Raw genomic sequence first — 14,153 nt, 5'->3', positions numbered from 1 at the left:
GGGCTAGCCTCCAGCTACCAACCCGACGCATCGGCCCGAAAGTCGGATTCGCCTTTCGGAACAGACGGTGCGCCAATTCAAAGTGCCGGAGCATGGCTGCGCCTTCATCGGGCGCGCGGCGTGCTCCAGGATAGTCATTGTAAGAGACAGGGAATGGCAAAGTTCATTCCGGCCCTCGGGCCGCAGCGTGTTGCGATTTTCAGCGCCGTCCTTGCGCTTTCGACCGGCATTGCCTCGGCTGCCGGACTCGACCAGGGCACGACGTCGGCCATCCCCTTTGCCTCGATCGGCAAGGGCGACGCCATGCGCGCTGCCTTTGCTTCGTCCGACCAGTTGAAAAGCGGCCTCGATGCGCTGTCGGGCGGCGACATCGACAGGGCACGCGCCGTGCGCGACGCCCTGCCCGCGACCGCGCTCGACCGCCACATCCTGATGTGGGCGATTGCGCTCAATGGCGGTGACAAGGTACCGAGCGCCGACATCGCGGCCGCAGCACAGGCCCTGCCCGGCTGGCCGGGTCTGGCCACGCTTCGGCGCAACAGCGAACGCGCCATGGCGCGCGAGAACCCCGGTCCGCGTATCGTCGTCCAGGCCTTCGCCGGCAGCGAACCGCAGACGATCGAAGGCGCCATATTGCTCGCTCGTGCCCAGATGGAGCTTGGCGACGCCAAGGCCGCACGTGCCACTCTCAGCCCCTACTGGCGCAACGAGAAGCTCGAGCCTCAGCAGGAAGCAGCTGTCATCAAGGAGTTCGGCACGCTGATTTCGCAGGCCGACCATCGTTTCCGCATGGAAAAGATGTTTTATGCCGACCGGGTGAATTCGGCGCTGCGCGTTGCCGATCTTGCCGGCGCAAAGGCGCTGGCCGAGGCTTGGGCGGCCGTCATCAAGGGCGACAAGAAGTCCGCGGCGCTGCTCGAAGCGGTGCCTGCCAACCAGCGCTCGGCCGGCTATTTCTTTGCCCAGTCGCGCAACATGCGCAAGAACGAGAAGTTCGCCGACGCCGCTGCCTTCATGTTGAAAGCACCAAGGGACAAGGCAGCACTCGTCGACCCCGACGCCTGGTGGGCCGAGCGTCGCGTCCTGTCGCGCGAACTCGTCGACAAGGGCGACGTCAAGACAGCCTACCGAATCGTCGCTGCGCACTCGGCCGAAAGCCCGACGAACGCCGCCGACGCCGAATTCCACGCCGGCTGGTACGCACTGCGCGGTCTCAATGACGCCAAGACGGCAGCACCCCACTTCGCCCGTATCGCGGAAGTCGCCGGCGGACCGATCTCACTGTCGCGTGCCTATTATTGGCTCGGCCGCGCCGCCGAGGCGGGCGGACCTGGCGACGCCAAGGACTATTATGCCCGCGCCGCCACCTATGGCACGACCTTCTATGGCCAGCTAGCGGCTGAACGAATCGGCCGCAAGGCGCTCAACGTGGTCTATCCGACGCCAAGTGCAGCCGACCGCCAGGCATTCTCGCAGCGCGAGGCGGTCAGCGCCATCAGCCGGCTCGAGGGTGCTGGCTATGCCCGCTACGCCGAGATGCTCTACCGCGACCTTTCCAACCAGCTGACCAGCCCCGGCGAACTGGCCCTTCTCGCCGTCATGGCCGAAAAACAGGACAATCATTATCTCGCGCTGCGCGTCGGCAAGATCGCGGCCCAGCGCGGCATCGATGTCGGCGCGCTGTCGCATCCGGTCGGCGTGATCCCCTCTTCGGCGAACATTTCCGGTTCGGGCAAGGCGCTTGCCTACGCCATCGCCCGGCAGGAGAGCGAATTCAACGTCGCGGCAGTCTCCAATGCCGGCGCACGTGGCCTGCTGCAGCTCATGCCGGGCACGGCCAAGGACGTGGCAAAGAAGGCAGGCCTGGCCTATTCGGCCGACAAGCTGACTTCGGATGCCGGCTACAACGCCACTTTGGGCGCAGCCTTCCTCGGCGAACAGCTCGGCCGCTTCAACGGCTCCTATGTGCTGACCTTCGCCGGCTACAACGCCGGCCCCCGCCGCGCCGACCAGTGGATCGCACGTTACGGCGACCCGCGAGGCAAGGATCTGGACACCGTCATAGACTGGATCGAGCGCATTCCGTTCTCGGAGACGCGCAGCTACGTCCAGCGCGTGATGGAGAACTATCAGGTCTACAAGATGCGCCTCACCGGCGGCTACGACATCGCCGGCGACTTGGTGAACGGCCGCTGACGCCCCCTGCCCTGCCTAACCTCGCCTGGTTTGACCTCGCCCGGGTTTGACCTCGTTCGGCCGCTTCGGTAGCTAATTCGCTGACGAAGCGAGGTCAGCAGGGACGCGCATGGACAACGGTTTCTCCGACTTTTTCTATCAGTCGCATGACGGCCTGAGGCTGCATGCGCGAATCTACGGCGAGCGCAACGCGCATCTGCCCGTCGTCTGCCTGCCCGGCCTCACCCGAAACAGCAGGGATTTCCACGAACTCGCGCGCTTCCTCGCAAGCGATTCGAAAACTCGACGTCGAATCATATGCTTCGACTATCGCGGCCGCGGGCAGTCGGCCTACGACCCGAACTGGCAGAACTACAATGTTGGCATGGAAGCAGCCGACATTCTGGCAGGTCTCGCAGAGCTGGGGATCGAACAGGCCGCCTTCGTCGGGACGTCGCGCGGCGGGCTGATCATGCATGTGCTGGCCGCCATGCGTCCCGGCCTGATCGAGGCCGCTGTTCTGAACGACATCGGCCCGGTGATCGAAGCCGAAGGCCTCGCCCACATTCGCTCATACCTGCAGAACGCCCGGCAGCCCGAGACCTTCACCGAGGCGGTCGAAATGCAGAAGCAGGTTCACGGCTCAGCGTTCCCGGCATTGACAGAAGCCGACTGGCAGCGCTTCGTCCGCGCGATCTACCGCGACAAAGGCGGCAAGCCTGTAGCGGACTACGATCCGGCCCTGATCAAGACCGTGCTGGCGATGGATCTGTCGAAGCCCCTGCCGGACCTGTGGCCGCAGTTCGAGGCTCTGGCCACCGTTCCAATGTTCGCGATCCGCGGCGCCAATTCGCGGCTGCTGTCGGCGGAGACACTCGATGAGATGAGAAGCCGCAATCCGCAGATGGAGGCGGTTACAATCGAGGACCAAGGCCATGCGCCGTTGCTGGAAACAGGTGAGTTGCCGGCCACAATCGCCACGTTTTTCGACGTGTGGATGCAGTCGGAGACTGAATCCTTCGCCTGAGCGGAGTGTGTATGGCGGCACGGACTACCCGACGTAGCACTGGATAACAAAAAACCCGGCGGTTGCCCGCCGGGTTCTCTCTAAGTCAGCTTGTGAACTGATTAGAACGAAGCGTCGAGGCGCAGGAAGCCCGAGAACACACCGTCGGTGTAGTTCTCACCGTCATTGTAGTTCACGGCGAGCTTGGCGTTCAGGTTGTCGACGATCTTGTAGTCGACAACTGCACCAATGGTCCAGTCGTTCTGGCTGTTGACGAAGTCGTCGGCGAAGTACTGACCACCGGCACCGATCGCCAGCTTCTCATTGACCTGGTACTTGGCGTAGCCGCCAACCGACCACTCGTAGCCGATACCGTAGAAGCTGTCGCCGGAATTGTAGATCGCCATTGCCTGAAGCGTAAGAGCGTCAGTTGCCTTGAACGAGGCGATTGCCTTCAGAGCGTACTCTTCTGCAGTCGCGTCGTAAGCTGCGAACAGGTCAACACCACCCCAGCCCTGAGCGATCGACACCTTGCCGGCGACGTTCGGGGTGTAGTCGTAGTTGGTGTCAGCTTCTTCGAGAGCCGCGCTGACGGCAATGCCGTTGCCTGCGTCGAACGTGTAGCGAACCGAGTTGATGAAATCGCCACCAGCGGAATCAAACTCGCCCGACAGGTCGCCGTCGAACAGCGTGTCGTTGCGACCAACCATCAGACCGCCGAGTTCGAAGTAGGCGTAGCGAAGCTTCACGGCTGTGGAGTCATAAGACGTCTGGTTCGCGAACTCGACTTCAATGTAGCGCTTGAAGGTGCCGTACTCGGTCTCCGAACGCGCGTCGAGCTTCAGACGAGCGGTGGTCTTCTTCTTCCAGCCGTCATCGTTGTCGGTCCAGTTGATCTGGTAACGAACGAGGCCGCCGATCTTGAGGCAGGTCTCGGTGCCCGGGATGTAATAGAAGCCGGCGCCGTAAACGTCGCAGATGCGGACGTATTCCATGGGCTCCGGCTCAGCGACGACGACAGCGTCGGCAGCGCGAGCGCCGGAGACTGCGAGCAGAGCCGCAGCGGAGCCGAGAAGAAGGCTCTTGATGTTCATTTTCTGACCTCCAGTCAGAATCGCGGCTGGAGGCGGAAAAACAGCGTGCAGAATCGTAGTTGGCGCCGATGAGGCGTGCGATAGCGCTTTGAAATGATTTGGTTTTCTGGAGATTGTCGGCCTCGATGGCCTGGGGATGGCGGAGAGGATGGGATTCGAACCCACGAGAAGCTTTTGACCTCTACTCCCTTAGCAGGGGAGCGCCTTCGACCACTCGGCCACCTCTCCGTCGAGGCGCTGGATAAAGAAAAGGCGCGGCACAATCAATAAGGCTTTGTGCCTTTAGACGTAAAAAGAACCGAATGGAGATTCGACCAGGCGAATCTCAGCCCCCCGGGAATGTCTCGGAGAAACCCAATCCGGTCGATTCCTCTGTCAGCGGAACGTCGAGCTCGACGATTCCATATACGATTCAACCCCTCCCAGGCGCCCAAACCTTAATGACTTCTTTATAGGGGGCATCAAATCGTGTCATTTGTGCAACATCGGTTGCGGATAGATTGCATCAGGGTGCCTGTTGGCGCTGTTCGTTGTTGAACCGCCCCGGCTCATCGGTAAATGTCGGCATCGAAGAAGGAACGCGGTGCGTATCTTTTTCAAACGGGGATGGGGCAGGGAACGCTGTCCTTCAGCAAAAAATACCCAGACCCTCTTTTGAAACTTTTGACTGGAGGTCAGAAAATGAACATCAAGAGCCTTCTTCTCGGCTCCGCTGCGGCTCTGCTCGCAGTCTCCGGCGCTCGCGCTGCCGACGCTGTCGTCGTCGCTGAGCCGGAGCCCATGGAATACGTCCGCATCTGCGACGTTTACGGCGCCGGCTTCTATTACATCCCGGGCACCGAGACCTGCCTCAAGATCGGCGGCCTCGTTCGTTACGAAATCGACTGGACCGACGAAGACAACGGCTGGAACAAGACGTCGCTGGCCCGCCTGAAGTTCGACGCTCGGTCGGAAACCGAATACGGCACGTTCCGCCGTTACATCGAGTTCCAGGCTGGCATCGGCGGCGGCGGCTGGGAAGGCGACGTTTGGACCGGTCTCAAGTCTGAAGGCAGCACTGCCCTTCGTCACGCCTACTTCGAACTCGGCGGCCTGCTCGTCGGTCACACCGACACGCTGTTCGACGGCGACCTGTCGGGCGAATTCGACAAGGGCGGCGGCGACCGCGTCAACCAGATCCGCTACACCTTCGACGCCGGCAACGGCATCTCGGTCTCGGCCTCGCTGGAAGAAGAGTCGGACAACTTCGATTACGTTCCGCTCGTCGTCGGCAAGGTGTCGATCGCTCAGGGCTGGGGCTCGGTCAACCTGTTTGCCGCTTATGACGATGCTTACGGCGAAGGCGCATTCAAGGCCATCGCCAACGTCAAGGCAACGGACGCTCTGACGCTCGAAATGATCGCGACGTATGAGACCGGCCCGTCCTACTGGAGCCTGAATACCGAGTATGACGGCTACACCTGGTCGGTCGGTGGCTACCTGAAGTACCAGGTCAATGAGAAGCTGGCTGTTGGCGCTGGCGGTCAGTACTTCGCTGATCGTCACATTGGCGGCGTGCTTCCCGGCTTCCTCGATACCGACAACAACGACTGGGCGATCGGCGCTGTCGTCGACTATCAGGTCGTTCAGGGTCTCGATGCCAAGCTCGCTCTCAACTACAACGACGGCGACAGCTTCACGGACGGCTCGTTCAGCGGCTTCCTCCGCCTCGACGCCTCGTTCTAATCGACTGACGTCGTAAGCAATAAAGGCAGCCCGGGTTTCGAAAGATACCCGGGCTGTTTTTCTACCGGCGGCAAACGCTGGGATGCCAGACAGCCAAGAAGGAGAAGAGACAGCGTTGTAAGGAAGTGGGTCAGGCGCAAGGGACGACATTGCCGTCCGCCCGACGACCATACCGAAACTGTAAACGTCATCTTGTCGAGCGACACCGGCTAAGATAGCTTTTTGCGACTCTTTGCCACCGGTTGCAGGCGTATTGTGAAAAAAGCAACTTCAAAGGATCAGGTTTTGAGCGGCCACCATTCAGCCGCCCTGTTGGCAAATTGCAAAGTTACTTATAATTTTAATAACTTAAAAGAAGTAAAGTCACACAGGGTTTTAGATCTTTTTGCGTCGTACAAAGATATTTTGTGGGATGACGGGAAGCACAAATACAACGTCAGCTCCTTCCTGGGCGAGATCGACGAGATTCTTCTAGGCGAACGCTTCAGTGCATTTTCCCAGGAGACACTCGACGGCCTTATAGGCTCCCTGCGCCAACGCGGTAACAGCAACGCGACCATCAATAGGAAGATGGCCGCTTTGAGCAAACTACTGCGTAAGGCCTACAAAATGGGAGATATCCATAGCCTGCCCGAGTTCCGCCGCCAGAAAGAGCGTGCAGGACGAATCCGCTTTCTCGAGTTCGAGGAAGAGGACAGGCTGTTTGCCGCCATCCGCGCCAAGAGCGAGGATTGCTACCGCCTCTCCGTCTTTCTTGTAGATACCGGATGCCGTCTCGGCGAGGCTCTTGGGCTGATCTGGAACGACCTGCAGGAAACGCGCGTCAGCTTCTGGATCACCAAATCAGGTCGCAGCCGTACGATTCCGCTGACGGCGCGCGCCAAGGAGGCGGCGAAGTGGCTGGCCGAACGCGGGCCGCGCCCGAAAGGGCCCTTCGCCATGCTGACGCAACCGCAGTACCGAGCCATCTGGAACGAGGCTAAGGCGGAAGTCGGTCTCGGTACCGACGACCAGGTCGTGCCGCACATCCTGCGTCACACATGCGCTTCGCGACTGGTCCAGGGCGGCATCGACATCCGCCGCGTGCAGATGTGGCTCGGACACCAGACACTGACCATGACTATGCGCTATGCGCACCTGGCGACAAACGATCTCGACCGTTGCGTGGTGGTGCTGGAGAGACACTGAGCGCAAACACCCGCGTGTCCGCGTCGACTGTCGCAAGCCGCCTCTAAGGAAATCCGCTTTCTGAGCCAGCTTTACGCGACGCCAAATCCGCGGTTGAGCCCGTGATCCGCCGGCTTCACGTTAAGGCGGAAGCGGAACAGCGGGCATTGATGAACGAGCGACCGGGTCCTGCGCGCCGGTCGGCGCATGCACCATTCGAACTCCCATATTGCGTGCCATTCGGCAAAGACCCTGCACTTCAGATCGATACCATCGACTGGCAATGCGTAGGCCAAGCGGAATGGACTCGCTGGCGGCGACCGCATCAACCAGGTCCGCTACACCTTCGACGCCGGCAACGGCATCGCGCTGAGCGCAGGCCTCGAAGTTGCCGAGAACAACCAGTCCTACACCCCGAACATCACCGGCAAGGCATCGGTTGTCCAGGGCTGGGGTGGCGTCGACCTCTTCGCCGCTTACGACTCGATCGCGGAAGAGTATGCTCTGAAGGCAATCGCTCGCTTCAAGGCGACGGATGCCATCACGCTGAAGGCAATCGCCAGCTACGATTCGGCCGACAGCTTCTACGGCATCGGCTACGAGTGGTCGGTCGGCGGCGACGTCGTGTACCAGGTCAACGAGAAGCTGGCGCTGACCGTTGGCGGCCAGTACCTCGGCGATCGCTACGACACCGCTCTGGTCACGGGCTTCGCCGGCGGCAACGACTGGGTCGTCGGCGCGGTTGTCGACTACAACATCGTCCAGAACCTCGACGCCAAGCTGGCCGTCAACTACACCGACGGCGACAGCTACAAGGCAACCGACGGCTCGTTCGCCGGCTTCCTGCGCCTCGACGCATCGTTCTAATCGAACGACACGTTTAGCCAAAAGACGGCCCGGGTTTCGTCGAGACCCGGGCCGTTCTTATTGCCTCAGTATGCGCCCAAGCGCTCAAGGAGGCAGCAAGGTCGGAAGGACCGGATCGCTCCCGTAGATTTCTTCCGCCAGCCAGCCATCAATCGGCCTTGCGCGCAGCACATGTTCGGGCCTCAAAAGCCGGAAGCAATTGTCACCCATCGTACAAAGCGCATGCAAATACCGCATTTTTTGTCGTATAGGCTCAAGCACAATCAACCTTGCCGCGCTTGAACGAGATGCGGCTCTCTGCCAGCCATAGAGTTCGACACCGATGCCCGTACGGCCGCTCCTCACTCCCGTCATCCGCGCCCTGCCCGTCACCGTGCCTTTTGTCGGGCCTGAAGCACAGGAGCGCGAGCGCGGCAGGCCGTTCCGAGCGCGCATGGGCGCCAATGAAAGCGGCTTCGGCCCCTCGCCGCGCGTCATCGCCCGCATGGAACAAGCGGCGGCCGAGATGTGGAAATATTGCGACCCCGACAATTACGACCTGAAGGTTGCGCTGGCCCGCCATCTCGGCATCGGCGCTGAAAATGTTGTCGTCGGTGAAGGCATCGACGGTCTGCTCAATCTCGTCGTGCGCATGTACGCCACCGAAGGCACGCCAGTCGTCACCTCGCTGGGCGCCTACCCCACCTTCAATTTCCACGTTGCCAGCGTGGGAGGGCGGCTGGTGCCGGTGCCGTTCCGCGACGACAAGGAAGACCTGCAGGGCCTTCTGGACGCGGCAAGGCGCGAAAACGCACCGGTTGTCTATCTTTCCAACCCCGACAACCCAATGGGCAGCTGGTGGGAGGCGAACGAGATCCTGCGTTTCGTCGAACAGCTGCCGGAAACGACGACGCTGATCCTCGACGAGGCCTATGGCGAGACGGCACTGGCCTCGGCGCTGCCGCCGGTCGACATTTCCCGGCCCAACGTCGTGCGCATGCGCACCTTCTCCAAGGCTTACGGCCTCGCCGGCATTCGCTGCGGTTACGCTTTCGGCGATGCCGAGGTGATTTCCGACTTCGAGAAAGTACGCAATCACTATGGCGTCAGCCGCATGGCGCAGATCGCAGGCGAGGAAGCACTCGCCGACCAGGCCTATCTGGCCGAGGTCGTCACCAAGGTGGACGCCGGGCGCAGGCGCATAGCCAAGATCGCCACGGACAACGGGCTGAAGCCGCTGCCCTCGGGTACCAATTTCGTGACCGTCGACTGCGGCGCGGATTCGAGCTTTGCGCTCGCCATCATGCGCAACCTACTTGCCCGCGACGTGTTCATTCGCAAGCCGATGGCGCCGGTGCTCGATCGATGCATCCGCGTCAGCGTGGGCCTGGATCACGAGATCGACATCTTCGCCGAGGAACTCCCGAAGGCGATTGCCGCTGCACGCGGCGCCTGACGACAGACGTCCTCAACCAGGGATACATGTCCGGCTTCACGCGGCGTCAGGCCGCGCGAAGATACATGCGCACATCCTAATTTATTCATTCGAGCGCCGCATCATCAACACACTTCCTGCCTAGGCCGGATGTCGGGCGGACGGGGACACTGGGGGTTCAACAGCAATCAGAACCAACGGGGAGACCCTATGCCTCAGCACAGCGCCAACGAGCAGTATTTGCTCGAGCTCATCAACGCGGAACGCGCCAAGGTAGGCGCCCAGCCTCTGGCATTCGACAACGACCTCAGCGAAGCGGCCGAAGGCCACGACCAGTGGATGCTGGCGACCGACACCTTCTCGCACACCGGCTCCGGCGGCTCGTCGCCGACGACGCGCATGAAGGCGGCGGGCTATACGCTCTCCGGCTCGTGGGCGACGGGCGAGAACATCGCCTGGGCGACAACGCGCGCACCGACAGGTTATGTCGACGAAGTGAAGCTGCTTCACACCAACCTGATGAATTCGTCCGGCCATCGGGCGAACATCCTCAACCCCAACTTCCGCGAGGTCGGCCTCGGCTTCGAGGTCGGAGACTACCAGGGCCGGCAGAGTGCCTTCGTGACCGAGGATTTCGGCAAGACCGGCTCCGACCTGTTCCTGACCGGCGTGGCCTATGGCGACAAGGACGGCGACCGCTTCTACGATCCGGGCGAAGGACTGGGTGCCATCACCATCACCGCCAAGAACGCCGCGGGCCAGACCTTCAAGACCACGACATCGGCGGCCGGCGGTTATGACCTCGTGCTGAAGCCGGGCACCTACACGGTGACGTTCGCCGGCGCAAACGTCGCCACGACGACGAAGACTGTGACCATCGGCACCAAGAACGTGAAGCTTGACCTGTTCAATCCGGCGGCGAAGTCGGGAACACTGGCCGCCACCGCTTCCGCGGACAATCCCGCAGGCGACATCGCCACTGCGCCTTCGACGCAGCCCGTCACGACCGACAAGACCGTTGCGGGCAACGCCGACGCCGGCAATACGCCTGTCAGCAAGCCTGGAAATGCCTGGCTGACCGACTTCTTCAAGAACATGGATGGTTTCGGCAACGACCACCACGCAAGCCGCGCGGCGAGCAAGTTTGCAACCACGACGGACAGTCCGGCCAAACACACGGTTGCCCTTCACGGCGACCAGTTCGCCTTCGGCGCCAAGGTGGCAAATCATGTGAACGCCGAGCATGCCGGCGATCTCATCGACGGCGGCCATGTCCACCAGGCCGTCGACCAGGCAATTGCCGCGCTGCAGGCGCACATGCCTGCCGATGTAATGACCGACGCCGGCGACGCAGCGCAGGCCACTGTCGCCAAGATTTTGGCGCAGATGGCCGCCCATCAGGGCCATCACCACGGCGACGTTGTTGCCTGACGCAAGCTGACTACGGCGGCCGGCGGGCGAACACTCCCCCGCCGGTCGCGCCCCAAGGCAATTGAGAGGGATCCCCCTGACCCAATCGTTCTCGACGGCGTCCCGTTCCGGACGTTCGGAACTCGGCTCGGCACTGGCCTCGTTCCGCGGCACCTTCATCGCTGTCGCCGGCTTCAGCGGCCTCATCAACGTGCTGATGCTGTCCGGCTCGCTGTTCATGCTGCAGGTCTACGACCGGGTGCTGCCGAGCCGCAGCGTGCCGACGCTGGTGGCACTGATCGTCATGGTGGCCGTGCTCTATGCCTTCCAGGGCGTGCTCGAAACTGTGCGCGCCCGGGTGCTGACGCGCGTTGGCGCCGGCATCGATGAGTTGATTTCGGGCCGCGTGTTCGACTGCATCGTGCGCCTGCCGCTACGCATTCGCGACCGCGGCGAAGGCCTGCAGGCGCTGCGCGATCTCGATCAGGTTAGCGGCTTTCTGTCCGGTGGCGGGCCGGCCTCACTCTTCGACCTGCCGTGGATCCCGCTCTATGTCCTGATCTGTTTTCTGTTCCATCCGTGGATCGGCGTGGCGGCGCTTGCAGGCGCCATCCTCCTGATCCTGTTGACTGTTCTGGCCGACCGGCTGGTGCGGGCACCAACAAAATCGATGTCCGACCTGAGTGCCCGGCGCGGCGCGATAGCCCAGGCAAGCGTGCGCAACGCAGAGGTGCTGACCGCCATGGGCATGGGCGTGAACCTTGCCAGGCGCTGGACGAGCGCGAACGGCGATTTCCGCGCCGCGCAGGAACGCGCCAGCGACATCACCGGCGGTTTCGGCGCGGTGTCGCGCATCCTGCGAATGATGCTGCAGTCGATGGTGTTGGCGCTGGGCGCCTATCTCGTCATCTACCAGCAGGCGACGCCTGGAATCATCATCGCCAGCTCGATCCTGACCTCGCGGGCGCTGGCGCCGATCGAGGCAGCCATCGCCCACTGGAAAAGCTTCCTCGCCGCGCGCCAGGGCTGGCAGCGGCTTGACGGCCTGTTTGCCGCCATGCCCAGGGCAACAGACGCAATGGCGCTTCCCGCGCCGAAGGCGGTGCTGGCGGTCGAAAGCATCGGCGTCGCCTCCCCCGGCGACCGACGGATTCTCATCCAGGACGTCGAATTCTCACTCACGGCGGGCTCCGGCATGGGAGTGATCGGACCGAGCGGTTCCGGAAAATCGTCGCTGGCACGCGCCCTGGTCGGCGTCTGGCCGCTGATGCGCGGCAAGGTCCGGCTCGACGGCGCCGCACTCGAGCAGTGGCCGGCAGGTTCGCTCGGCCGCCATGTCGGCTACCTGCCACAGGACGTCGAGTTGTTTGCCGGAACCGTGGGGCAGAACATCTCGCGCTTCGACGACGATTCGTCGCCCGAGGCGGTCATCGCGGCGGCCGAGGCGGCCGGTGCACATGAGATGATCCTGAGGCTGCCTGACGGCTACCAGACCGAGATCGGCGATGCAGGTGCTGCCCTGTCGGCCGGCCAAAGGCAAAGGGTGGCGCTGGCGCGCGCGCTCTACCGCGACCCGTTCCTGGTGGTCCTGGACGAGCCGAACTCCAACCTCGACGCATCAGGCGAACAGGCACTGACGCAGGCGATCGAAAAGATCAGGGCGCGCGGCGGCATCGTCATCGTGGTGGCGCACCGGCCGAGCGCGCTGGCCGCACTCGACCATTTGCTGGTGCTCGGTGGCGGTCGGCAGCAGGCGTTCGGCCTCAAGAGCGACGTTGCCCGCCAAGCAATGCAGCCAGCACCGTTGCATGCCGTGGCAAACGAACGCGCAGCGGGGGCATCATGAGCCTCTTAACCAGCACATCCGCCCAGCAGGGCTTGGCGAGGACACGCCAGTTGGTCGCTTCCGCCCAAACGAGCGCCCTTGCCCTGCTCGACCGCGGCGCCACGCCAGTTGACGGGGCGAGCCCGCAGCAGCAGAGATTGCGGGCGGCTATCCGGCGCAACGTCAGGCTCGGTGGATTCGCAGCCGTCGTGCTTGTTGGCGGGCTTGGCCTGTGGGCGGCAACGAGTTCGCTGTCCGGCGCCGTCGTCGCCGGCGGACATCTTGTGGTCGATTCCAGCGTCAAGGCAGTGCAGCATCCGCAGGGTGGCGTGGTCGGCGCGCTCAATGTGCACAATGGCAGCATGGTTTCGGAAGGTGACGTGCTTGTCAGGCTCGACGACACGGTGGCCAAGGCCAATCTGGCGGTCTTCGACAACGGCCTCGCAGAACTTGCAGCGCGACGGGCACGACTGATCGCCGAACGCGACGGAGCGGCCGAGGTCGCCTACCCCGCCGAACTGCGCGACCACGCCTCGGACCCGCAAGTCGCTCAGCTGATCGAAGGCGAGAACAAGCTGTTTACGCTCAGGCAACAGGCTCGCAACGGCCAAGTCTCGCAGTTGCGCGAACGGATTGCCCAATACCGGCAGGAGATTGCCGGCATCGAGGCCCAGCAGCAGAGCAAGCAGAAGGAAATAGCGCTTGTCGATGCCGAACTGGAGGGCGTCGAGGCGTTGTGGAAGAAGAAGCTGGTGCCGCTGTCGCGCCTGTCCGAACGGCAGCGGGCGCAGGCGCAGCTGACCGGCGAGGACGGCGCATTGACCGCCACCGCGGCACAGACACGCGGCCGCATCAGCGAGACCGAGCTGGCCATCATTCAGATCGACCAGGACATGCGCAGCCAGGTTGCCGGCGAGTTGCGCGAGATCGACGCCAAGGCGGGCGAGATGCGCGAGCGCCAGATCGCCGCCGAGCAGTCATTGAAGCAGACCGACATCCGTTCGCCCCAGGCGGGCCGCGTGCACCAGCTCGCGGTTCACACAGTTGGCGGGGTGATCGCGCCCGGCGAAGCCATCATGCAGATCGTGCCGACAGCGGATGCGCTGGTGGTGGAGGCGCGCGTGGCGCCGCAGGACATCGACCAGGTGCATGTCGGGCAGCCGGCGACACTCCGGCTCTCTGCCTTCAACCAGCAGACCACGCCGGAGGTCGAAGGCGAGGTGAACAGGATATCGCCCGACCTGATCGAGGACCAGAAGGCGGGCCTATCCTACTATGCCGTGCGCATCGCACTGTCGGCACCGAGCCTGCAGCAGGCAGGTTCTCTTGAACTCAAGCCAGGGATGCCGGCCGAGGTGTTCCTCAAGACCACCGACAGGACTGTGCTCTCCTACCTGTTCAAGCCGCTGACCGACCAGGCAAGCCGCGCCTTCCGCAGCGACTGAGGCGGCAAAGCCAGTCTCGACTCTT

The 14,153-nt window shown here is 62.8% G+C and carries 10 protein-coding genes and 1 tRNA gene; 9 read left to right on the top strand and 2 right to left on the bottom strand.

The window, feature by feature from the left end:
• Positions 1–153 precede the first annotated feature (153 nt).
• Both B015_RS0107300 and B015_RS0107295 read left to right on the top strand, forming a co-directional pair.
• Entirely contained in the window at positions 154–2,196 is a 2,043-nt protein-coding gene (locus B015_RS0107300) for a lytic transglycosylase domain-containing protein (RefSeq protein ID WP_018427022.1), read from the top strand.
• Positions 2,197–2,305: 109 nt separating this feature from the next.
• The gene (locus B015_RS0107295) at positions 2,306–3,202 is read left to right on the top strand and encodes an alpha/beta hydrolase (RefSeq protein ID WP_018427021.1); all 897 of its coding nucleotides are present in this window, start codon (positions 2,306–2,308) and stop codon (positions 3,200–3,202) included.
• 101 nt (positions 3,203–3,303) lie between these two features.
• On the opposite strand, the gene B015_RS0107290 is transcribed toward B015_RS0107295, so the two are convergent.
• On the bottom strand, positions 3,304–4,275 hold the full coding sequence (locus B015_RS0107290) for a porin (RefSeq protein WP_018427020.1): 972 nt from the start codon (positions 4,273–4,275) through the stop codon (positions 3,304–3,306).
• Between the two features lie 137 nt (positions 4,276–4,412).
• Positions 4,413–4,503: transfer RNA gene (locus B015_RS0107285), tRNA-Ser, on the bottom strand.
• Between the two features lie 453 nt (positions 4,504–4,956).
• Between B015_RS0107285 and B015_RS0107280 the strand changes: the two genes are divergently transcribed.
• The 7 genes from B015_RS0107280 (at position 4,957) to B015_RS0107250 (ending at position 14,128) form a co-directional block, all read left to right on the top strand.
• Complete coding sequence (locus B015_RS0107280) at positions 4,957–6,000, top strand: porin (RefSeq protein WP_018427019.1); 1,044 nt, start codon at positions 4,957–4,959, stop codon at positions 5,998–6,000.
• A 309-nt stretch (positions 6,001–6,309) separates the two neighbouring features.
• Positions 6,310–7,188, top strand: a complete 879-nt coding sequence (locus B015_RS0107275) for a site-specific integrase (RefSeq protein ID WP_245262300.1) — start codon at positions 6,310–6,312, stop codon at positions 7,186–7,188.
• Positions 7,189–7,491: 303 nt separating this feature from the next.
• Positions 7,492–8,034 carry a porin gene (locus tag B015_RS32470; protein ID WP_081623447.1) on the top strand — a complete coding sequence of 181 codons (543 nt, stop codon included), beginning with the start codon at positions 7,492–7,494 and terminating at the stop codon, positions 8,032–8,034.
• Between the two features lie 322 nt (positions 8,035–8,356).
• Complete coding sequence (locus B015_RS0107265; protein ID WP_018427016.1) at positions 8,357–9,469, top strand: pyridoxal phosphate-dependent aminotransferase; 1,113 nt, start codon at positions 8,357–8,359, stop codon at positions 9,467–9,469.
• Between the two features lie 189 nt (positions 9,470–9,658).
• A complete protein-coding gene (locus B015_RS0107260; protein WP_018427015.1) occupies positions 9,659–10,879 on the top strand; it encodes a CAP domain-containing protein in 1,221 nt (406 codons plus the stop codon).
• A 70-nt stretch (positions 10,880–10,949) separates the two neighbouring features.
• Positions 10,950–12,704, top strand: coding sequence for a type I secretion system permease/ATPase (locus B015_RS0107255; protein WP_245262296.1), 1,755 nt, complete (start codon positions 10,950–10,952; stop codon positions 12,702–12,704).
• On the top strand, positions 12,701–14,128 hold the full coding sequence (locus tag B015_RS0107250) for an HlyD family type I secretion periplasmic adaptor subunit (RefSeq protein ID WP_081623446.1): 1,428 nt from the start codon (positions 12,701–12,703) through the stop codon (positions 14,126–14,128). The genes B015_RS0107255 and B015_RS0107250 overlap by 4 nt, the downstream gene beginning before the upstream one ends.
• The last annotated feature ends 25 nt before the right edge of the window (positions 14,129–14,153 follow it).

It is taken from the genome of Hoeflea sp. 108 (genome assembly GCF_000372965.1).
GTDB lineage: Bacteria > Pseudomonadota > Alphaproteobacteria > Rhizobiales > Rhizobiaceae > Aminobacter.
The sequence above is the reverse complement of the archived record's forward strand: the minus strand, read 5'-3'. Positions and strand labels throughout refer to the sequence as shown.